The 20,454-nt window shown below is 53.6% G+C and carries 17 protein-coding genes and 1 pseudogene; 9 read left to right on the top strand and 9 right to left on the bottom strand.

All coding sequences use genetic code 11. The features are described from left to right. Positions 1-15 precede the first annotated feature (15 nt). Positions 16-2,007, bottom strand: coding sequence for a cytochrome c oxidase subunit I (ctaD, locus tag SH580_RS03035; protein WP_319833534.1), 1,992 nt, complete (start codon positions 2,005-2,007; stop codon positions 16-18). 9 nt (positions 2,008-2,016) lie between these two features. Then, positions 2,017-3,333 (bottom strand): cytochrome c oxidase subunit II, encoded by a 1,317-nt coding sequence (locus SH580_RS03030; RefSeq protein WP_319833533.1) that lies wholly within the window; start codon positions 3,331-3,333, stop codon positions 2,017-2,019. Between the two features lie 226 nt (positions 3,334-3,559). On the opposite strand from SH580_RS03030, the gene SH580_RS03025 reads away from it, so the two are divergent. Beyond that, positions 3,560-4,108 (top strand): plastocyanin/azurin family copper-binding protein, encoded by a 549-nt coding sequence (locus SH580_RS03025; protein ID WP_319833532.1) that lies wholly within the window; start codon positions 3,560-3,562, stop codon positions 4,106-4,108. On the opposite strand, the gene SH580_RS03020 is transcribed toward SH580_RS03025, so the two are convergent. The 6 genes from SH580_RS03020 to SH580_RS02995 all read right to left on the bottom strand — a co-directional run bounded on the left by SH580_RS03020 (position 4,109) and on the right by SH580_RS02995 (position 11,622). Beyond that, positions 4,109-4,534: a DUF420 domain-containing protein gene (locus SH580_RS03020; RefSeq protein WP_319833531.1), complete on the bottom strand. Its 426-nt coding sequence runs from the start codon at positions 4,532-4,534 to the stop codon at positions 4,109-4,111. A gap of 21 nt (positions 4,535-4,555) precedes the next feature. Next, positions 4,556-5,035 carry a hypothetical protein gene (locus SH580_RS03015; RefSeq protein ID WP_319833530.1) on the bottom strand — a complete coding sequence of 160 codons (480 nt, stop codon included), beginning with the start codon at positions 5,033-5,035 and terminating at the stop codon, positions 4,556-4,558. 35 nt (positions 5,036-5,070) lie between these two features. Next, the gene (gene cyoE / locus SH580_RS03010) at positions 5,071-5,997 is read right to left on the bottom strand and encodes a heme o synthase (RefSeq protein WP_319833529.1); all 927 of its coding nucleotides are present in this window, start codon (positions 5,995-5,997) and stop codon (positions 5,071-5,073) included. Positions 5,998-6,016: 19 nt separating this feature from the next. Continuing rightward, positions 6,017-7,048 (bottom strand): COX15/CtaA family protein, encoded by a 1,032-nt coding sequence (locus SH580_RS03005; protein WP_319833528.1) that lies wholly within the window; start codon positions 7,046-7,048, stop codon positions 6,017-6,019. A gap of 203 nt (positions 7,049-7,251) precedes the next feature. Then, a complete protein-coding gene (scpA, locus tag SH580_RS03000; protein WP_319833527.1) occupies positions 7,252-9,417 on the bottom strand; it encodes a methylmalonyl-CoA mutase in 2,166 nt (721 codons plus the stop codon). A gap of 57 nt (positions 9,418-9,474) precedes the next feature. After that, the gene (locus tag SH580_RS02995) at positions 9,475-11,622 is read right to left on the bottom strand and encodes a methylmalonyl-CoA mutase family protein (RefSeq protein ID WP_319833526.1); all 2,148 of its coding nucleotides are present in this window, start codon (positions 11,620-11,622) and stop codon (positions 9,475-9,477) included. Between the two features lie 135 nt (positions 11,623-11,757). Here SH580_RS02995 and mce point away from each other — a divergent pair, with 135 nt between their 5' ends. The 8 genes from mce to SH580_RS02955 all read left to right on the top strand — a co-directional run bounded on the left by mce (position 11,758) and on the right by SH580_RS02955 (position 19,265). Further along, a complete protein-coding gene (gene mce / locus SH580_RS02990; protein ID WP_319833525.1) occupies positions 11,758-12,159 on the top strand; it encodes a methylmalonyl-CoA epimerase in 402 nt (133 codons plus the stop codon). 53 nt (positions 12,160-12,212) lie between these two features. Next, positions 12,213-13,763 (top strand): acyl-CoA carboxylase subunit beta, encoded by a 1,551-nt coding sequence (locus SH580_RS02985; RefSeq protein WP_319833524.1) that lies wholly within the window; start codon positions 12,213-12,215, stop codon positions 13,761-13,763. Positions 13,764-13,809: 46 nt separating this feature from the next. After that, entirely contained in the window at positions 13,810-14,250 is a 441-nt protein-coding gene (locus SH580_RS02980) for an OadG family transporter subunit (protein WP_319833523.1), read from the top strand. Between the two features lie 33 nt (positions 14,251-14,283). After that, positions 14,284-14,682, top strand: coding sequence for a biotin/lipoyl-containing protein (locus SH580_RS02975; RefSeq protein WP_319833522.1), 399 nt, complete (start codon positions 14,284-14,286; stop codon positions 14,680-14,682). Between the two features lie 96 nt (positions 14,683-14,778). Then, complete coding sequence (locus tag SH580_RS02970; protein WP_319833521.1) at positions 14,779-16,284, top strand: sodium ion-translocating decarboxylase subunit beta; 1,506 nt, start codon at positions 14,779-14,781, stop codon at positions 16,282-16,284. 52 nt (positions 16,285-16,336) lie between these two features. Continuing rightward, complete coding sequence (locus SH580_RS02965; RefSeq protein ID WP_319833520.1) at positions 16,337-17,848, top strand: butyryl-CoA:acetate CoA transferase; 1,512 nt, start codon at positions 16,337-16,339, stop codon at positions 17,846-17,848. 113 nt (positions 17,849-17,961) lie between these two features. After that, positions 17,962-18,930: a methylmalonyl Co-A mutase-associated GTPase MeaB gene (meaB, locus tag SH580_RS02960; RefSeq protein ID WP_319833519.1), complete on the top strand. Its 969-nt coding sequence runs from the start codon at positions 17,962-17,964 to the stop codon at positions 18,928-18,930. Between the two features lie 71 nt (positions 18,931-19,001). Continuing rightward, on the top strand, positions 19,002-19,265 hold the full coding sequence (locus tag SH580_RS02955; RefSeq protein WP_319833518.1) for a VF530 family protein: 264 nt from the start codon (positions 19,002-19,004) through the stop codon (positions 19,263-19,265). Between the two features lie 550 nt (positions 19,266-19,815). Here SH580_RS02955 and SH580_RS22115 read toward each other — a convergent pair. Further along, positions 19,816-20,391, bottom strand: a pseudogene (locus SH580_RS22115) (response regulator); the annotation flags it as partial. Positions 20,392-20,454 lie beyond the last annotated feature (63 nt).

Below are 20,454 nucleotides of genomic sequence, written 5' to 3'. Positions count from 1 at the left end.
TGGGAAATGCCGACGCTATGCATCGTCTTCATCAGGGTGTAGGTGGAAGCCACCAGGGCCTTCGAGTGCCCAGAGCGCGAGGCCCAGTGTGATCACGAAGAGGCCGAAGATGGCAAACGAGCCCATGTAAGGGACGCCGGCTTGTTTCAGAGTCATGCCCAATCCGAGTGGCACGAAGCCAATCGATGCGATCAGAGGCATCCATGAATTACTCGGCATGTGAATGCCATGACCATGATCGTCCTCGTAGGTGATCTTTTTACCTTCGGGGCCATGTTTGTGCGACCAGAGTGCGTCACGTGCTGGGATGACTGGAGTCTTGGCAAAGTTGTAAACCTGAGGAGGTGAGGTCGTCGCCCACTCCAGAGTGCGTGCGTCCCAAGGATCGTTGCCAGCCGGTTCGCCACGACGCAGGCAGCGGATCAAGTCGACGAGCAGTAGCAAGATGCCGATGGCGAGGATATAGGAGCCGAGGGTGCAAACCAAATTATAAGAGGACCAGCCGAAGCCTTCCAGGTAAGTGTGGGTGCGGCGCGGCATGCCGAGCAGGCCGAGGAAGTGCATCGGGAAGAAAGTCACATTCAGGCCGACTACGATGAGAACTGCCACCCATGTGCTGAGTGAGCCGGTCCACATTTTGCCGAATACCTTGGGCACCCAGTAGTAAATGCCCGACACGAGTGCGAGGAAAATGCCGCCCATGATCACGTAGTGGAAGTGGGCAATCACGAAATAGCTGTCTTGCTGCTGCGCATCGGCCGGGGCTGCGGCGTGCATGATGCCGGAGAAGCCCCCCATCATAAACATCCAGACGAAGCCCAAGGAGAAGATCATCGGAGCGGTGAAACGAATACGACCGCCCCAGATGGTGCCGACCCAGTTGAAAATCTTAACGCCGGTGGGCACCGCGATCGCCATGGTTAAGAGTGAGAAGGCCGCCGTGGCCACCTTGCCCAGTCCTGTGGTGAACATGTGGTGCGACCACACTGCGAAGCCGAGGAAGCCGATCACCGCGCCCGAGAAAATGACGATGGAATAGCCGAAAAGTGGTTTCTTCGAGAAAGTCGGCAGCACTTCCGAAATGATGCCCATGGCAGGCAGCACCAGAATGTAAACTTCCGGGTGACCAAAAATCCAGAACAAGTGCTGCCACAGGATGGGTTGTCCGCCCCCGGCGACATTAAAGAAGTTGGTGCCAAAAGTGCGGTCAAACATCAGTTGTCCCAGGGCGATGGTAATCGCTGGGAAGGCAAAGATGATCAAAAATGCCACCACCAAACTCATCCAAGTGAAGACCGGCATGCGCATCATCTTCATGCCCGGTGCGCGCATGTTGAGGATGGTGACGATGAAATTCATGGATGCAGTGAGTGAGGCCACCCCAAGAATCTGGAGGCCCATAATCCAGAAGTCGGTGCCGACGCCTGAATATTCTTTACTGCTCAAGGGAGCGTAGCCAAACCAGCCCCCCGAAGGTGCCAAGTCGGTCATGCCCGCAGTCGGGCCTGATGCGGAGAAGAGGCCCATCAATTGCAACGCTTCCAACAACCAGCCAAAATTGATGACCAGGGCGCCGGCCACGAATGACCACAGGCTGAGTGCGTTGATGCGCGGGAAGGCGACGTCGCGCGCACCGATCTGCAAGGGGATCAGGAAATTGAAGAAGGCCGAGTTCAAGGGCATCACCGCGAGGAAAATCATGGTGGTGCCGTGCATAGTAAAGAGCTGATTGTAGCGCTCTGCCGAGATCAAGTCGTTCTCCGGCACGATCAGCTGAGTGCGAATGATCAAGGCTTCAATGCCGCCGATAAACAGGAAGAATAGTGCGATGGCACCATACATGATGCCGATCTTCTTGTGGTCCACTGTGGTCAACCAGTCGATGAAGACGCTCTTGCTATGGTCCGGGCGCATTAGGCCCAAGCGACTGCGCTCAGGTTTGAGCACGTGCGGTTGGTGACCGTGGCTGGTTTTAGGGGCGGGTGTTGCGGTTTCCGTTTGACTCATCTGAAAGGCCTACTTGAGAGATTGAAGGTAAAGTGAAAGCTTGCTGACTTCTTCGTCGGTCAGTAGCGCGGGCTCGCCGTGTTCATCGATCAACTCGCCGATGCCACCGCCATTGGCTTTCCACATCAGGTTGCCGGGCTTAACGACTTCGGGCTCGTGGATCCATTTGTAAAGATTGTCGTATTGTTTTTCGACATCGATGCTGCCATCTTCGGCACGGTGATTGAGCCAGCCGGCTGCAATCGACTGGCGCGAGCCGATATTGGTCAGGTTGGGCCCTGCGACGCCGAGCGCGCGCGGGTTGCCATTCACGGTGTGGCAGGTCGCGCACTTCGCGCGGCCCATAAACAGTTTCAGGCCTTCATTGAGATCCCCCGTTAACTCTTCAGGATTTTCTTCGTAAGCGGTATACCACTCATCCCAGCTCTTGCCGTCGGGGGTGCCATGGCCTGCCTTTTCGTCGGCCACCCATTCAGCAAATGCTTGATCGTCGACCGCTGTGGTGCGGAACAACATGCGCGCATGCGACTCGCCGCAATATTCTGCGCATTGGCCGTAGTAATAATCGTGGATCTCCTCTTCGAGGTATTTCGCGTAGTCTTGACGCAGTTCCGGACCTTCGCCTTCCAGTCCTTGTTTTTCTTTCCACTTGGCAAAATTATCGCCTGCTTGGATCCACATGGAGTTGGTGCGCCCGGGGATCAGGTCGACCTTACCCGCGATGCGTGGCAACCAGAATGAGTGAATCACGTCGATCGAGCGCAGCTCTAGGTGCACGACTTTACCTGCGGGGATGATCATTTCATTGGCAGTCGTAATGCCGAGTTGTGGATATTCAAAAGCCCACCACCACTGATAGCCGATCACTTTAATAATGAGAGGATTTTCTGCCTCTTCCTCCGCTAGATCGTCGCCCTGATACCAGGCGCCCAAGCGACTTTCTGGATCGTCCGGTGTTTCCTGCGTGAACCAGATGGCTCGAAGTGTGGGCACCGCGATGATCGCGAGCAGCAAGATCGATGCACCGATGAGGCCGATTTCCACCAGCGGGTTGCCGTGGCCTTGTGAGGGCATCGGGCGGTCATCGTTCGGGCGCTCGCGGAATTTAATGACGGCATAGACGAATACACCCCCGACGATCACGAAGATAATACCTGTCACCCACACGGTGAGCATGAATAGATTGAGCTGCTCCTCAGCGATCGGACCCTTGGTCACGAAAGTGGACATGCGAGTGTCCAAATTGCAGCCACCTAAAAAGGCGACCACGATGAGTGCGCTAAAATACTGAATGAAACGGCAGAATCCGCTTGAAATGGTCTTCACAAGTGAGGTGAGTTCTTAGGTTATTGAATAGTCGGTAGGGGGGCTATAAGAAAGCCAAGTCTCATGGATTAAGCGTCGTAATGGAGCCTGACAAGTATTTCTTCACTCTACTTTTACGATCAGTTATACTTATACTGGACTGCGCAGGTAAGTGGGCTGCTTTGAGTGTCCAAATTTTTAACATCTCGGGCTGGACGATTCGATAACTTGAGCTAACTAGAAGGCTATGAGACTTACATTCAGCTTATTGGTCCTTCCGCTTATTTTTACGGGTTGTGGTGATGCCACATCCGATCATTCGGAGCATACGCAGCATGATCACAATGCCGCCGGAGCTGTGCCAGCAGGCGTGACGGATCCGGCGAATCCCGTTTCTGTTGTGGATGGGGTGACCGTTATTGAAATGACAGGGAATGATCGGATGAAATTTAACTTAGAGTCTTTCACCGTGCCGGCGGGCAGTCCCGTTCGTTTGACGTTCACCAATGTGGGCCGCATGCCCAAGGCCGCGATGGGGCATAATGTTGTCTTTCTAACAGCCGAGGCTGATGCAGCCGCTTTTGCCACCGCGGCCGCCGCAGCCCGGGATCAAGATTACATTCCAGCAGATTTTTCGCAGCAAATTGTGGCGCATACTCAACTGCTAGGCCCGGGTGAAAGCGATACCATCGAGTTCACCGCTCCCGAAGAGCCCGGCGACTATGAGTATCTCTGTTCTTTTCCCGCTCACATGTATGCTGGCATGCGCGGTGTGATGACTGTGGAGTCGCCTTAATTACCACCAGAGGTAAAGAAAGCAATAGACCAACACGCCCGTGACGGAAACGTAATACCAGATCGGGAAGGTCCAGCGCGCCCATGCGCGGTGCCGCTCTCTCTGACCCCGGATTGCAAGTGTCAGTGTAGTCAATATCAAGGGCACAATCAACATCGCTAAGAAAATGTGGCTGGCCAGCATTACATAATAGAAGCTACGCCAGGCGCCTTCGCCCTCGAAGGGGGTGTGGACTCCTTGCACCAACCATTTGTGCAGCACGTAGAAAAACAGAAAAATGACAGACATCGAAAACGCGCTGAGCATGCAGGCGCGGTGCGCTTTTTCGCGACCGGACTTGATGCAGATAAAGCCTGCAGTCAGCAGCACAGTGGCCGTGCCATTGAGGCAGGCGTTTAGAGTCGGTAAGGATTCGGTAAATGACATAGAAGGTGGTCAGACTGATGGCTAATCGATCATTTTAAATTGATAGCGCTCGTTAAAGAGATCGTTGCGAAAATCCTCTTCGGAAAGGTACTTTCTATAAGAACCCAATTGGCTCGGTTGCAACTTTTCATTGATCATTAGTTTATTGTAGAATCGGTAGCCCACTACGAAGATGTACGTCTCCCTCGTTTCACGTCCGAGACACTTGATCGTATAGACTGGTGGGTAGCTGCCTTTTGCTTGGCCGCCGAGTGCCGTTTTCTGAAACGTTTTATCAAAAGTCTTTGAAGGAATGAAGTCTTTCGATAACACCGCAAATAATTGGTCCTGCTTAAATGCGGACTCCGCATCGTGATACGTTGGACTTGCTTTTTTCTCCACTGGAGGCGGAGCTTGCTCTTGCTTGAAATACGCTTGGATGTCGTCCAGCGAATACAGGTCGTTTTTCCAGCAAAAGCCAACGCCTGCTGCGATAATTAGAATGAATACTAGAAATTTCATTTCCTAGTTAGGAATTTTGATTGTCGAAGAGCAAGCTAGATTAACCAAAGATCTAACACTAATGGGATTAGTAAGGCCGGTAGGTAGAAAATTGATGCGATAAACAAGCGGCGGGCGGCGCTGTCGCGCACTTCTGCTTTGAGAAATCTCCATGCCGGGCGTAAGATATAGCAGCCTGCGATAATGGCTACGGCACCATAGCCCCAGCTCGCGTAGCCTAGTAAAGTGGGTAAGAGAGTGCTAATCACTAAAGCGATGGCAAAGGCAAACGCCTGGCGGGCGACCCGTGTGCCGTTTTCGTCTGAGTTGGACAGCATGATGAAGCCGCCTTGCTGGTAGTCCTTACGGTAGGTCCATGCGATGGCAAAAAAGTGTGGCATTTGCCAGAGAAAGAGGATCGCGAATAGTATCCAACCGAGCGTGGAGATTGTGTTTTCCGCAGCGGCCCAGCCGATGAGTGGGGGCAGCGCGCCAGGGATGGCACCGACTAAGGTATTCCAGGTGGTTAACCTTTTTAGCGGTGTATAAAGCAGGACATATGAGGCAATTGTAGCCGCGGTGAGCAGGCCCGCCAGCGGATTGGCGCCTGCGTAGAGTAAGTAAGTCCCAAAAACGCTGAGACCAGTACCAAACATCAATGCATTATAAGGAGCGATTTGTCCTGATGGGATGGGGCGATCTTTAGTGCGCACCATTTGCGCGTCCGCCTCGCGTTCCAGCCATTGATTGAGCACTGCAGCACCGCCTGCTGCGAGTGAGGTGCCTATGAGTAAACTAGCCAAGACTCCAAAATCACGAGTGGGATCGGCGGATAGGTAGCCAATGACCGCCGTGATCACGGACATAAAACTCAGGCGTGGTTTGGTGAGTTCGTAATAACCATTGACTCTTGAGCGCAAAGAGAACGCCGTTTCGGAAGAATCGGAGGCAATGTCTTTGGTATGTGTATTCGGTAGGCTCAAGGTAGTTGTAAAGGGGGCGCTAGTTAGAGTGGGGAGAGTTGGTAGCTCGCCCTGAGTGGTGTGCTAGAAAAGTTAGCCCCCACGTGCTGGCAAGGAGAAAAGCGCCTACTAATTGGTGTAAGGTGGCGGCGTAGGGGTTTTTGACCGTCCAAATCGTCAGTGCCCCTAGGAAAATTTGCAGTCCAAGGATGAGTGCCAACACTAAGGCGCCGTAGCCCAAGGCGCGCTTGGCTGCGGGCGAGCCCCATACCTTTCCCAGAAAGATCAGCAGTACCGCTGTTACAATGACCGCCCCCACGCGGTGGGCGAAATGGATGCTGACGCCAAAGTTCCAGTAGGCAGGTATTAGACTGTTGCTGGAGGCCAGCGGAAAGGTGGCAATCGCCAATCCGGCACCTGCGTGTCGCATAATAGCACCAACGAGTATTTGCAAAAATAGGGTGATGGTGGCGGCGATGCCCCATCGCTTCACGCCTGTAGGTAGCACTACGTCGAGGCCCGCGCGGCCTTCAATCCAGCGGCGCGTGTTGGCGAGTGTCAGTGCCACTAAGAGGCCTAATACGACCATCGCGCCGCAGGCATGCATGACAGCAAAACTCTGAGCGAGCATATTGTGATCGCTCATGATATTGAGCTGGTCGAAGCGCACCCGCGAGCCCCCGAGCACGCCTTGTAATATGACGACCCATACTAGAATGCGTGCCAAGGTGCGCACCCATTTACGCGACTCGCGCAGATAAGTCCATAGCAGCAAGCCGAGCGAGAGTAGGCCGATCTTCATGCCCAGCAGACGGTGGCTGTGCTCCGCCATTTTGTCGGATTCGCTTAACCAGCCATCCGGGTTGATGGAGCCGTTCGAGAGCGGCCAGTCGAGAAAGGCCATGCCTGCCTGGATACTCGTCGTCATGCCACCCGCGAACAGTAGTAGTGTGATCCAAGCGAGAGCAAAGAGGCAAAAAAGAAACAAGAATGGCTTATAGCCATCCGTACGTTGTTGGGTGAGCGCGGGCATAAAATGTGGCGAACATGTCGCTTGTTTCGGATATTTCAAGTGTACAGTCCTCGGGGGACGTGGCTCTATACGGGCCGCTTTTACGCCAATGTCATTACATATTACGTGATTAGCTCCGGGGGAGGTAACTTTTCGGACTTGTATTGTAGTTTCTGTCGCGTGCTCGTTTATGCCCCTAGGTCACAAAAAAAGCTCCCGACTGCAGTCGGGAGCTTTGCTAGGGGAATTGAATTTTTGTTGAACTATTCTGCAAGTAGCAGATCCAACATTTTCTTGGCGGAGTCAGGGATGACGGTGCCGGGGCCGAAGATGGCTTTGGCGCCTTGCTCGTAGAGATAGTCGTAGTCCTGCGCGGGAATGACACCACCGCAGACCACCATGATGTCTTCACGGCCGAGCTTTTTAAGTTCGGCGATCAGCTCGGGCAGTAGGGTCTTGTGACCTGCGGCCAGCGAGGACATGGCGACCAGGTGGCAATCGTTTTCCACGGCTTGGCGCGCGGTCTCTTCCGGTGTTTGGAAGAGTGGGCCGATATCCACATCGAAGCCTAAGTCGGCATAGCCGGTGGCCACCACTTTGGCACCACGGTCGTGACCGTCTTGGCCCATTTTCGCAATCATGATACGAGGGCGGCGGCCTTCTTCCGTTTCAAACTTTTCGATGAGTTCTTTAACTTCTTCCATAATCGTTGTGGTTCCGAATTCCTTGGCGTAGACGCCGCTGATGGAGCGGATCTTGGCCTTGTAGCGGCCGACTACGTTTTCGACGGCGTCGGAGATTTCTCCCAGTGAGGCACGGCAACGTGCGGCTTCCACTGCCAGCTCCAGCAAGTTACCTTCGCCGGTTTCCATGCTATGGGTAATCGCTTTGAGGGCGGCTTGGCAAGCGTCGTTATCGCGTTCGGCCTTGAGCTTTTTCAGGCGCTCAATTTGTGAATCGCGCACGGCGGTGTTGTCGATGTCGAGGATCTCCAGTGGGTCTTCTTTTTCGAGGCGATACTTGTTGAGGCCCACGATGGTTTCCTTGCCGGAGTCGATCCGTGCTTGGCGACGTGCGGCGGCTTCTTCGATCCGAAGTTTTGGAATGCCTTCTTCGATCGCTTTGGTCATGCCGCCGTATTGCTCACACTCTTGGATGTGTGCCCAGGCTTTGTCCATGAGCTCCTTAGTGAGCGCTTCGACATAGTAGCTGCCGCCCCATGGGTCGATGAAGCTAGTCATGCCAGTCTCTTCTTGTAGGAAGAGCTGGGTGTTACGCGCAATACGTGCAGAGAAGTCGGTCGGCAGAGCGATGGCTTCGTCCAAGGCATTGGTGTGGAGCGATTGAGTGTGTCCACAAGCAGCGGCCATGGCCTCGATGCAAGTCCGTGTCACGTTGTTGAACGGATCTTGCTCGGTGAGTGACCAACCGGAAGTTTGGGAGTGTGTGCGTAGCGCCAGTGACTTCGGGTTCTTGGGGTTGAACTGCTTGACCAGTTTCGCCCAGAGGCAACGCGCGGCGCGCATCTTGGCGATTTCCATGAAGTAGTTCTTACCGATGGCCCAGAAGAAGGAGAGACGTGGTGCGAAGGCGTCGATGTCGAGGCCCGCCTCGGTGCCGGTGCGAAGGTATTCCAGACCGTCTGCCAAGGTGTAACCAATCTCGAGGTCGGCGGTGGCGCCGGCTTCTTGCATGTGGTAGCCAGAGATGGAGATCGAGTTGAACTTGGGCATCTTTTGCGAGGTGAACTCGAAGATGTCGCCAATGATCCGCATCGATGGTGTGGGCGGATAAATGTAGGTGTTGCGCACCATGAACTCCTTCAGGATGTCGTTCTGAATGGTGCCGGCGAGCTCTTCCAGTTTGCAGCCTTGTTCCAGACCAGCCAGGATGTAGAAGGCCAGCACGGGCAGCACCGCGCCGTTCATAGTCATGGAAACAGATACCTTGCTGAGGTCGATTTGATCGAAGAGCACATTCATGTCCAGGATCGAGTCGATGGCAACACCGGCCTTACCAACATCCCCAGTCACACGTGGGTGGTCGGAGTCGTAGCCACGGTGTGTGGCGAGGTCGAAGGCGACCGAGAGGCCTTGTTGCCCCGCGGCGATATTACGGCGGTAGAAGGCATTGGACTCTTCCGCAGTGGAGAAGCCGGCGTATTGACGTACGGTCCAGGGGCGGAAGGCATACATGGTGGCGTAGGGGCCACGTAGGAAGGGGGCTACCCCGGCTGTGTAGTCGAGGTGCTCCATGCCTTGATAGGCATCCTTACCGTAGAGCGGGTCGACGTCGATTTGCTCCATGGTTTCGGTCACGAGCTCTTTGACGGACTTGCCGGTTTCTTTTTCTACCTGAGCACTCCATTCTTCCCGTGTGGCGGCTGGCTTGGGTGCTTCGTAGCTGATGTTTTTGAAATCAGGTTTCATAGTAATTGATGGCTGATAATTGATGAATGATGAATGATCACTTATGACTAATGATCTCTAGAGCACGCCCAGCCCCGTGAGGTAGCGGCGGTTTAGTTCGTAGTTATCGGACTTGATGAAGATGTAGTCATCCATGCCCGCTTCCTTATAGGCGGCCTCATTGTCGCCTGGGAAGCCTGCCAGTAGCACTTGCATTTCGGGCAGTGCGGCTTTGATCGCCTTGGCATAGTCGGCAAACTTTTCGACATAGTCGTCGTCGGTGCCACAGACTACTGTGATGCCGGCTTCGGACTCGGTGAGTGCGGACACGGCGTCTGCTGGTGTGTCAAAGCCCGCGGGTGAGATGACTTCGAAACCGCCCGCTTGGAAAAAGCCTTTGATGAAGTCGGCGCGTGCCTTGTGGCGGCGAAGTGGTCCCAAGTTCGTAAGGAAGATGGCTGGCGCGCGACCTGTCTTTTCCGCGAAACGGGCGGAGGCGCTACGCAGAGCCTCGTATTTGCTGGCCAAGCGGGTGGTAGGCAGCGGTGTGATCGCTTCGCCGGGGGCGACGCTGGCGCGGATGGTTTTGCTGATTTCGCCAATGGTGGCACCGGCTTCGACTGCCTGAATTAAGATCGGCATGAGATCGTCGCCGCTGGAGTCGACAATCTTGCCGAGTGCTTCCATCACGGCGGCGTCGGAGGCTTCGTCCAGCTCCATACGTGCAGCTGCGATTTCGCGAGCACGTTGCTTGCGCACTTCTGCATAGTCGGGAATGCGGGATTCCAGCGCTTTTTCTTCCAAGTTAGGATATACGTTGGTGCCGACTAAGCTGGTGCGACGTGCGCCCAGTAAGGCTTCGTTCTGCTTGGCTGTGGCGCCAATTGTTTTTGCGATGAAGCCGCTCTTGAGTGCTTGGTCCATGCCGCCTTCGGCTTCGATGGCTTGGAATAGTTCCCATGTCTTCTCGCTGACTTCATTGGTCAACCATTCGACGGCCCATGAGCCACCAGCGGGGTCGACTACTGCGGTCAGTTCACACTCTTCTTGCAGTATGATTTGGGTGTTGCGCGAGATACGGCGGCTGAAGGTGTCAGGCTCACGGGTGACTTCGTCGAAGTTGCCAACGCACATGCTGTCGACGCCTCCGATTGCGCCGCTGAGGGCCTCGGTGGTGGTGCGTAGCATATTGACGTAGGGGTCTTTTTGGGTCTTGTTGTAGAGCCCTGTGCGAGCGTGCATGACGATCTTCTGTGATTCGGCGTTGCCGCCAAAGGCTTTGACCAGCTGTGCCCACAGTGCGCGTGCCGCACGCAGCTTGGCAATCTCCATAAAGAAGTTCGGGCCGATGCAGAAACTGAAGCGGATTTGCTGTGCAGCGTCGTCGACCGACATCCCGCGTTCGATCATTTCGTTTAAATAAGTGGCTCCGGTCGCCAGGCAGATTGCGAGTTCTTCGACGGAAGAGGCGCCCGCTTGGTGATAGGGGAGCGAGGAGATGCCGACGGCGCGGATGCCAGGCGCCTCCTTAGAGCAGAAGTTGGCCATGATGGCTTGTTCGCTCAACAGTTCAGATATATTGGCAGGTAATTGGCCCGAGGCCGCTTTGACCGCGATCGGGTCCATTCCCAGGCTGCCTTTGATCTTTTTTAGGTCAGCACCTTGCTTTTTAAGCCACGCAAAGAAGAGCGCGCCGACGGTCAGACCCGCACAACCGGTGCGGATGTGGAAGCTGACAGCTTCGGGCATGATTTCATTGAAGGCGGTTTCGATGTCCTTGAGGCATGCGATTGAGAGGCCGCATGCACCGACTTCACCAGACTTTGCTGTGTCCGGGTCCATGCCTTTCAGTGTGGCGATGTCGAGTAGCACGTTGAGCGCATTTTGGCCACGCATTAAGTCGGCTCGGGCTGCATCGTTAAACTCGCTCGGTGTGCCGTAGGGGAGCTCTTGGGCGATTTCCCAAGGCTCGTTGCGGTAGCCTGTTGCAGAGGTTCCGCGCAGATATCCGTCGAAGCCCGGTAAGGTCTCCGCTGCGGGGAGTCCGGCGAGCACTTCCTTGCGGAAAATGGGCTCCAGGCGAATGCCTTCGGGCGTTTGACGAGTCATCACCTTATCGAAAGGCTTGCCCTTTAATAGTTTCTCGGCGGCGTCGCGCCATTCTTCAGCGCTGGTAGCAGGAAACTCTGAGAGGAGTGGTTGGTTGGCTTGTTTATCCGTTTTCATGGTGATTAATAAATGTGATACTAGAAGTTGATAGAATTAGTTAAATTTTGTCAATAAGCTAATTTAATATAAAAATATGTTGACGTAAGTTCTACTAATTTGTAATTCTAGGCGCATAAACCAAAAGGAAAACTTATGATTACAAAAATTGATCACCTCGGAATCGCGGTTAACAGCCTCGAAGAATCCATTAAGTATTATGAAGAAGCGCTTGGTCTGCATTGTCACGGGCAAGAGGAGGTTGAGTCTCAAAAAGTGAAGACGGCTTTCTTTGAGGCGGGCGAGGTGCATATTGAGTTGCTGGAGCCGACTTCGCCGGACAGTCCGATCGCCAAGTTTCTGGAGAAGAACGGCGAGGGCATTCACCACGTCGCTTTTGCGACAGATGGCATCGAGGCGCAGCTGAAGAAAGCCTCGGATGCAGGTTTGCGCTTGATCCATGAGGTGCCGATCGATGGCGCTGCTAACAAGTTGGTCGCGTTTCTCCATCCTAAATCAACTCATGGCGTTCTAACTGAATTTTGCCAACCTAAATAGAGATCGGGCGGCACAAACCTAAATTTTAACATCAACACTAACAAAGACAGATTATGGCTATTGATCCAAAACTTCTCGAGGAACTGAGAGAGCGTCGTCAAATTGCCCGCAATGCGGGGGGCGCAGATAAGCTAGCAAAGCGTAAGGAAAAAGGACTGATGGGAGCTCGCGAGCGCCTGGAAATGTTTTTTGAACCGGGCACATTTCAAGAGTTTGGCATGCATGCTCAGCACTCCTGCCATCGTTTTGGCATGGAAAAAAAGCAATTGCCATATGACGGTGTCGTCTGTGGCTCGGGGCTGGTCGACGGTCGTGCGGTTGCGGCCTATGCGCAGGACTTTACCGTGAGTGGTGGTTCTTTGGGCCGGATTCACGCCAAGAAAATATGCGATCTGATGGACTTCGCGCACGAAGCAGGCATGCCTGTGGTTGGGGTGAATGACTCCGGGGGGGCACGTATCCAAGAGGGCGTTGATTCGCTCAGCGGCTATGGGCAAGTCTTCTTTAAGAATGTGTTGCTTTCCGGTGTGGTGCCGCAAATTGCTGTCATCGCCGGCCCTTGCGCAGGTGGGGCGGCGTATTCGCCCGCACTTACGGATTTCCTTATTATGACTAAGGAAAATTCCAACATGTTTATCTGTGGTCCCGACGTCATTAAATCGGCCACTGGGGAAACTGCCCAACTGGAGCAATTCGCTTCGGCTGCTGCTCATGCCAGCATCTCGGGTAACATTCACCTGGTCGCTGACGATGACTCGCACGCCATGGAGCTGACAGCCAAGTTGTTGTCCTTCCTTCCTAGCAATAACATCAGCGATCCCCCTCACGAATTTCCTGATCTCGACATGAGCGAAGATCCGCAGATGAACGAGATCGTGCCAGCTTCGGGCAAAGAAGCGCTGGATGTGATGGCGGTGATCGACCGCTTGGTCGACGACGGTGACTTCTTCGAGATCATGCCTGATTTTGCTCGCAATATCGTAGTGGGCTATGCTCGGATCGAAGGTTTAGTCGTCGGTATCGTTGCCAATAATCCAATGGTAAAAGCGGGCACACTCGACATCGACAGTTCCGACAAGGGTGCTCGTTTCATCCGTACATGTAATATTTATAACATCCCGATCGTGACGTTGGTCGACGTGCCCGGCTTTATGCCTGGTCTTGCGCAAGAGCAGGGCGGCATCATCCGTCACGGTGCCAAAATGTTGTTCGCATACGCGGCTTCAACTGTGCCAAAGATCACATTGATCATGCGCAAAGCCTATGGAGGTGCTTATCTCGCGATGTGCTCTGCTGACCTTGGGGCCGATATGGTCTTTGCATGGCCCACTGCGGAAATCGCTGTGATGGGGGGCGAGGGCGCTGCCCGTATCCTCTTCCGCAAGGAAATCAAAGAGGCCGACGATCCCAAGGCCAAGGCCGCCGAGTTGTGTGAAGCCTATCGCAACGAGTTTTCCTCTCCGTATCAAGCCGCTTCAAATGCGATGATTACCGATGTGATCGAGCCTTCGCAAACACGTCCGGCAATCGCGCTGGCTCTGCGTAATACTCTAAACAAGCGTGATACACGTCCACCTAAGAAGCACGGTAACATCCCGCTATAAACCGTCTCTTCTAGCACTCAACCAAAGGTATATACTCATGTTTGCAATGTATTCAACGCTCGCACAAGTCAGTGCTGCAGCGCCAGTGGAGAGCCCTTCGACGGCAAACGTCGTCGTTGTTGGCTTCCTCTTTGTGATGATCGTCCTCGCGCTATTAGCTGCGGTGACATCGTGCATCGGCGCTTTTTTTATTAAACAAGCCGCACGTGATGCTGCCAAGGCTGCCGAGGCGGCCCAAAAAGCAAGTGAGGCTAATTCGAAGCCAGCAGCGAATTCGTCTGTAAGCACGACCTCTGCCCCCGCCGCGGCTCCCGCAGCCGTGGAGGCTGATGATTCTGAAGATCCGGCACTGCTCGCGGTGATCGCTGCGGCGGTCCACACCGTGATCGGGGATCGTCCACACCGGGTCGTTTCGGTTCGCTCGACGGGGCCCGGTTGGGCTCAAGAGGGGCGTCGTCAAATCTTCTCCTCACACAGAGTTCGCTAAATACTTACTAAAATTAAACACCATTAAATTATCATGAAACGCTTAAATATAACAGTCGAAGGCAAGACCTACGAAGTTGAAGTCGAAATTCTAGACGAAGGTGGAGCCGTCGCTGCACCCGCGCCACGTAGAGCCAGTTCGGGAGGCAGCTCACGTGTGGCGGCCCCGGTAGCTGCGCCTAAGCCCGCGCCTAAAGCCGCACCTGTCGCTGCAGGTGCTGGAGGTGCGGTGACCAGTCCATTGGCGGCGGTCGTAGTCTCCATCGATGTCAACGTCGGCGATGCCGTCGAAGAAGGCCAAAAGCTGGTTACACTCGAAGCGATGAAAATGAACACCATCGTTGTCGCCCCTGCCGCTGGCAAGGTCACTGCCATTCTTGCGAAGGCCGGCGACGGCGTCGAAGAAGGTCAAGCATTAGTCGAAGTCGCCTGAGTGCTTTTGTCGTTTTGATTGCCGTGGTGGCGCAGGTCACCACGGCAATTCCCCCTTTTCCCTATATTTTTACTTCTCCACCACATCCCCATTACAATGATCGATCTCCTTCATCGACTTTACGGAAACACTGGCTTCGGCTACCTCGACTGGCGCATGTTCGTCATGTGGGCAGTCGTTTGCGTGCTCCTTTACTTGGCTGTCTACAAAAAGTTCGAGCCACTTTTACTGGTGCCGATCGCCTTCGGTGCCATTCTGGCCAATTTGCCGACCCAGGGCATTATCAATAAGCCGGCGGCAATTGTGCGTAGCCCCGATGCCGGGGAGATCGTCTATGTCGCTGCGCAAGCAGGGCAGAGTGTTTATTTAAATGCGGTGGAGAAAGTCATGCCCACAACAGTGGGTGATTTGGATCCTGATACACTGCAGTTGATTCTGGATGGTGAAGTCGTCGAAGGCTTTGGCGAGGGCACTTTACTTTACATTTTGCGCACTCAAGAAAGTGTCGTCAGCGAGAAGAAGCCGATAGAACTTAAGTTCAATGAGCACAGCTTTCGTTTGAGTGATACACTTGTTTGGGCAGAATCCTCGGGCCGTGTGGTCGAAAACTCTGTTCAAGCGGGGGAGCATGTGGTGAAAGGACAGGCCATGGGTGAGCTGCACAGTGATCACACCGGTGGACTCTTTCACTACATTCAGATGGGGATCTTGCTGGAGATCTTTCCTCCACTTATTTTCCTAGGGGTCGGTGCTTTGACCGACTTCGGGCCACTCATCGCGAATCCACGTGTATTGCTGCTCGGCGCTGCGGCACAGTTCGGTGTTTTCGGCACCTTTATGGGGGCGCAGTTACTCGGTTTTTCCACTGAGGCCTCCGGAGCGATCGGTATCATTGGGGGGGCCGACGGGCCGACTTCTATTTTCTTGGCCAATTCACTGGCGCCTGAATTGCTCGCTCCCATTGCAGTGGCAGCTTACAGCTACATGGCATTGGTGCCAGTCATTCAACCGCCGATCATGCGTGGTCTCACCACTGAGAAGGAACGTAAAATTCGCATGAAGAGCCTGCGTCCAGTCAGTCGCTTGGAGAAGCTTGTATTCGGTGTGATCGTGACTATCGCTTGTATTCTATTGGTGCCACCTGCCTCGCCTTTGATCGGTATGTTGATGTTTGGTAACTTCCTGCGCGAGTGTAAGGTGACTGAACGCCTCAATAAAGCCGCTCAGAACGAGCTGATTAATATCATTACCATTTTCCTCGGTTCCAGTGTGGGGATTACCATGACTGGTGACCGTTTCCTACGCACAGAAACACTCGGTATTCTGGTGCTCGGTGTGGGCGCGTTTGCAGTGGCCACTGCGTCCGGCATTCTTATGGCGAAGTTTATGAATCTATTTTCCAAAAATAAGATCAATCCGCTCATCGGTTCTGCAGGTGTGAGCGCCGTGCCGATGGCCGCCCGTGTCAGTCAAGTGGAAGGCCAAAAAGCGGATCCAGGCAACTTCCTGCTCATGCATGCGATGGGCCCTAATGTTGCTGGGGTGATCGGAACGGCACTTGTCGCCGGATTCTTCCTGACCATGTTTGGCGGCACTCATTAATCATCATTTCATTTTCACTTCTATTCTTTAGCACTCAATTAGTTAATTAGTCATGCCAACAGTAAGCACCTATCCAATCATCACTGCCGCAGAGGCAGCTGATCTTATTAACAACCGCGACATCATCGGTTTCAGTGGATTCACTCCAGCCGGTGCTGCCAAGGACATTCCGACTGCCATTGCAGCTCGTGCCAAACAGGAGCACGAAGCGGGACGCGATTTTAAGATCGGCGTGGTGACTGGTGCCTCGACCGGCGATAGCTTGGATGGCGAGTTGGCACGTGCCAATGCGGTGCTCTTTCGCACACCTTATCAAAGCTGCAAGGACCTGCGGGCGCAGATTAACAAGGGGGAAACTTGCTTCTACGACATGCACCTTTCGATGCTGCCACAAGCCGCACGCTATGGTTTCCTTGGAAAGATTAAGTTTGCCGTGGTTGAAGCGGCTGCGGTTAGCGATGAGGGCGAGATTGTGCTCACCACCAGTGTGGGTGCTTCCAATACATTCTGTAATGTGGCGGACAAGATTCTGATCGAGCTCAACGAAGCGCACCCTGCTGGGCTTGAGGGCTTGCACGATATTTATGAGCCATTGGATCCACCGCATCGTCGTGAGGTGCCGATCTATAGCTGCTCCGATCGCTGTGGTAGCCCCGTGTTGAAAGTCGACCCTGCAAAGATCGTTGGTATCGTCAAAACCAACCGCCCGGATGAAGTCGGTGGCTTTAAGGAAACCGATGAGGTGACTAAGAAAATCGGTGAAAACGTGGCGACCTTCCTCGCAGACGAACTAAAGGCCGGCCGTATTCCTAAAGAGTTTTTACCGATTCAGTCGGGCGTAGGTAATATTGCCAACGCGGTGCTTGGCGCGCTGGGGGCCAATCCGAATATTCCTCCCTTCGAGATGTATTCCGAAGTCATTCAGGATAGCGTCATCGGCCTGATGCGGAGTGGTGATATTAAGTTTGGTAGTGCCACTTCATTGACCGTATCGCCACCTGTATTGAAGGAGGTGTATGAAGACCTAGAGTTCTTTAAGCAACGCATGGTGCTGCGTCCGCAGGAAATTTCCAATCACCCTGAAGTGGTGCGCCGTATCGGTGTGATTTCGATCAACACAGCGATCGAAGCCGACATATGGGGGAATATTAACTCCACACACGTGATGGGGAACAACCTCATGAACGGGATCGGTGGCTCTGGCGACTTTACCCGTAATGCGTATATTTCTATCTTCACTTGTCCCTCGGTCGCCAAGGGAGGCGCCATTAGCACTATCGTGCCCATGGTCGCTCACCTCGACCACAGTGAGCACAGTGTGCAAGTGCTGATCACCGATCAAGGTATTGCGGACTTGCGTGGTAAAGATCCCGCCGAGCGTGCGCGTGAAATCGTGGATAAGTGCGCTCACCCGGATTATCATGATCAATTGCATGCCTATTTCGACGATGTCAAAGATGGCCATACGCCACAGACGCTCCGTACCGCTTTCGCTATGCATGAAGCCTTCATGGAGAAGAAAGACATGCGCGGAGTGGATTGGAGTTCGAAGTATAGCAAGTAAGGAACGTCCAAGTTTCAACGTCCCACGCTGAATCGATCTGCCCTTTGGCATTCGTTTCAACGAATCGATATTCGATGTTGGACCTTGAGCGTTCGACCTTCTCTAATCTGATTATGCGTAAACCGCCCGACCTTCCGAAGCTCATCGCTGGCATTCGTGCCAGTGATCGAGCGTCGCTTGCTCAAGCCATCACTTTGGTGGAAAGCCGAGCACCCAAGCACCGTGCGCCCGCACGTGAACTGATGCAGGCCATCCTTCCGAATACCGGTGGGGCGCTGCGTGTCGGCTTGACGGGCACGCCCGGGGCGGGGAAGAGCACCTTTATTGAAGCCTTGGGGATGATGCTCTGTGGCCGTGGTAAAAAGGTAGCTGTGCTCGCGGTCGATCCTAGCAGCTCGCGTACGGGCGGCAGTATTCTCGGTGATAAGACACGCATGGAGGATCTCGCGCGACACGAAAACGCCTTCATCCGGCCTTCGCCATCCGGCAATTCACTCGGTGGAGTGGCTGCACGCACGCGTGAGGCACTCCTGCTGTGCGAAGCGGCTGGCTACGATGTGATTTTAGTCGAAACCGTAGGCGTGGGCCAAAGTGAAACAGCGGTGCGCACGATGACAGACTTCTTTCTTTTACTGCAAATCGCCGGTGCAGGTGATGAGCTACAGGGGATTAAGAAAGGGGTGATTGAGCTCGCAGATGCGATCGTGGTCAACAAAGCCGACGGCGATAATAAGATGCGCGCCAAGCTGGCGAAGGTCGAATACACCAAGGTCCTACACTTCCTGCACCCATTTACGCCGGGTTGGAAGCCCAAAGCGCTGACTTGTTCCGCGCTGAACTGCGAAGGCATCGAAAGAGTTTGGCAATTGATCGAAGGCTTTCGCGATCAACTCACAGAGAGCGGTGTCTTTGAAGCACGTCGCCGTGAGCAGAATGTCGATTGGTTCGATTCACTGCTGCAATCCATCGTTATGGAGCGCTACCGGGCAGAGCATGGGCAGCAAATCCAACGCATGGCCACCGCAGTCAAAGATGGTCAAATGCCAGTCTCCGTCGCTTTGGATGCATTACTCGGTGACTGAGTGGACGCTGTCAGGCATGGAGGAAATCGCCTTCGCTTGACTTCGTGGCTGACTTTGGACCTTCTCCCGGTATGCAGCAAATTAACAACCCACTACATGGACTCAGCCTTGAAAAAATCCTGGTGAGTTTGCAGGGATTTTATGGTTGGGAGGGGCTGGCAGAGCGTCTGCCCGTGCGTTGCTTCATGTATGATCCTTCGATCAAATCGAGTCTCAAGTTTTTGCGTAAGACCCCGTGGGCTCGTAAAAAACTGGAGGATCTCTTTATCTACACGCTTGAGAAATACGGCGAAGAGGAAGACGACACGGCAGAGCCGGGCAAAGAGGGCGTTTAAACAGGGTCGAATATCCGTGGTGATTGGGATGATTGCCCGCTAATTAGCTGTCGGCAAAATCGGCCAACAAGTCGATATCGATGAGCCCGCTCTCGTTTTTCTTAGCGACTAATTTCATACCCGCGGTTTCGGCTAGATTCTTCGCGGTCGCCAAGTGTAGGCCCACGCCCGAGTCGAAACTGCGACGTGCAAATTTAGACGTGCTGTAGGGGGAAAATACGGTATTGGCATCGTCCAGAAATCCAAAACGGGATTCTAGATCGAGGTTGGTGAAGTGAAACACAATTTGATTGGAGAGCTTCTCCGCTTTAATCTGTAAAGGTGCGGTCACCGGGCAACTGGCAAGGATCAGCTTTGAAAGGATCGCAGTCATCGAATGAAAGGAGCCGTGCAGCAGTTGTTCACTTAGCCAGATTTTGCCAATAAGTTCGAATTCGCGTTTCCAGTCCTCGCGTTTTGAATCGAGGTAGTTGCTGAGATCGACTAGTGCAAAGGAGTCCTTGGCTTCAGCTGGAGCTGGTAGTTTGCTTTGCACATGATCGAGGATTTCGACGAATACGCTGTGCAGATTCTCTGCTGAATCCTCAATAAAGCCGGCCATCCGCTTATTCTCTTCATCTTGAAGCTCTTCTTTGAGAATGGATGAAAAGCCGATGATTCCGTTTAAGGGTGTATTAAACTCGTGGCAGAGTAAGGAGAAGAGGTCGTCATGCATCTCCAACAGACGTTTGCGCAACTCTTCTGTACGCATTTGTTCTTCGTAGTAGCGATCATGCGCTTTTGACAGCAGGGATTTAAGTTCGTGAAAGTTGCAGGGCTTCGTCATGTAGCCGTGTGCACCAAGATTGATCGCTTGAATCGCAGAGTCCATGGACTGGTGCGCGGTCAAAATGATGATTTTCTGGTGCGCATTCTTTTGACGCAACTTTTTCAGGGTGGCGATTCCATCGAGCCCCTCCATGCGCAGGTCCAGCACGACAACAGGGAAGTCTTGTTGTTCGCTCAACTCGAGCGCTTCGGCTCCAGAACTAGCTTTAACCACCTTAAATTCACTCCGAAGGCTCAAGTCTAGAGCTTCGCGCATCAGTGGTTCGTCGTCTACGACAAGAACGTTTTTTAATAACATGAACTAATGCTTGGTATGAAAGTTGGTTGCGTAAGAGAGATGTAAAATATGCTATTTCATGGT

It is taken from the genome of Coraliomargarita algicola, from assembly GCF_033878955.1.
In the GTDB taxonomy this organism is placed as follows: domain Bacteria; phylum Verrucomicrobiota; class Verrucomicrobiia; order Opitutales; family Coraliomargaritaceae; genus Thalassobacterium; species Thalassobacterium algicola.
Note: the sequence above shows the minus strand (reverse complement) of the source record. Positions and strands in the feature narration are given on the sequence as shown.

Excerpts from the sequence above, each read along its gene's own strand:
- SH580_RS02955 (WP_319833518.1), top strand. The coding sequence starts at position 19,002 with ATGCAGCAAATTAACAACCCACTACATGGACTCAGCCTTGAAAAAATC.
- SH580_RS02980 (WP_319833523.1), top strand. The coding sequence starts at position 13,810 with ATGTATTCAACGCTCGCACAAGTCAGTGCTGCAGCGCCAGTGGAGAGC.
- SH580_RS02970 (WP_319833521.1), top strand. The coding sequence starts at position 14,779 with ATGATCGATCTCCTTCATCGACTTTACGGAAACACTGGCTTCGGCTAC.
- mce (WP_319833525.1), top strand. The coding sequence starts at position 11,758 with ATGATTACAAAAATTGATCACCTCGGAATCGCGGTTAACAGCCTCGAA.
- ctaD (WP_319833534.1), bottom strand. The coding sequence starts at position 2,007 with ATGAGTCAAACGGAAACCGCAACACCCGCCCCTAAAACCAGCCACGGT.
- SH580_RS03020 (WP_319833531.1), bottom strand. The coding sequence starts at position 4,534 with ATGTCATTTACCGAATCCTTACCGACTCTAAACGCCTGCCTCAATGGC.
- SH580_RS03025 (WP_319833532.1), top strand. The coding sequence starts at position 3,560 with ATGAGACTTACATTCAGCTTATTGGTCCTTCCGCTTATTTTTACGGGT.
- SH580_RS02995 (WP_319833526.1), bottom strand. The coding sequence starts at position 11,622 with ATGAAAACGGATAAACAAGCCAACCAACCACTCCTCTCAGAGTTTCCT.
- SH580_RS02975 (WP_319833522.1), top strand. The coding sequence starts at position 14,284 with ATGAAACGCTTAAATATAACAGTCGAAGGCAAGACCTACGAAGTTGAA.
- SH580_RS03015 (WP_319833530.1), bottom strand. The coding sequence starts at position 5,035 with ATGAAATTTCTAGTATTCATTCTAATTATCGCAGCAGGCGTTGGCTTT.
- SH580_RS02965 (WP_319833520.1), top strand. The coding sequence starts at position 16,337 with ATGCCAACAGTAAGCACCTATCCAATCATCACTGCCGCAGAGGCAGCT.
- scpA (WP_319833527.1), bottom strand. The coding sequence starts at position 9,417 with ATGAAACCTGATTTCAAAAACATCAGCTACGAAGCACCCAAGCCAGCC.
- SH580_RS02985 (WP_319833524.1), top strand. The coding sequence starts at position 12,213 with ATGGCTATTGATCCAAAACTTCTCGAGGAACTGAGAGAGCGTCGTCAA.
- meaB (WP_319833519.1), top strand. The coding sequence starts at position 17,962 with ATGCGTAAACCGCCCGACCTTCCGAAGCTCATCGCTGGCATTCGTGCC.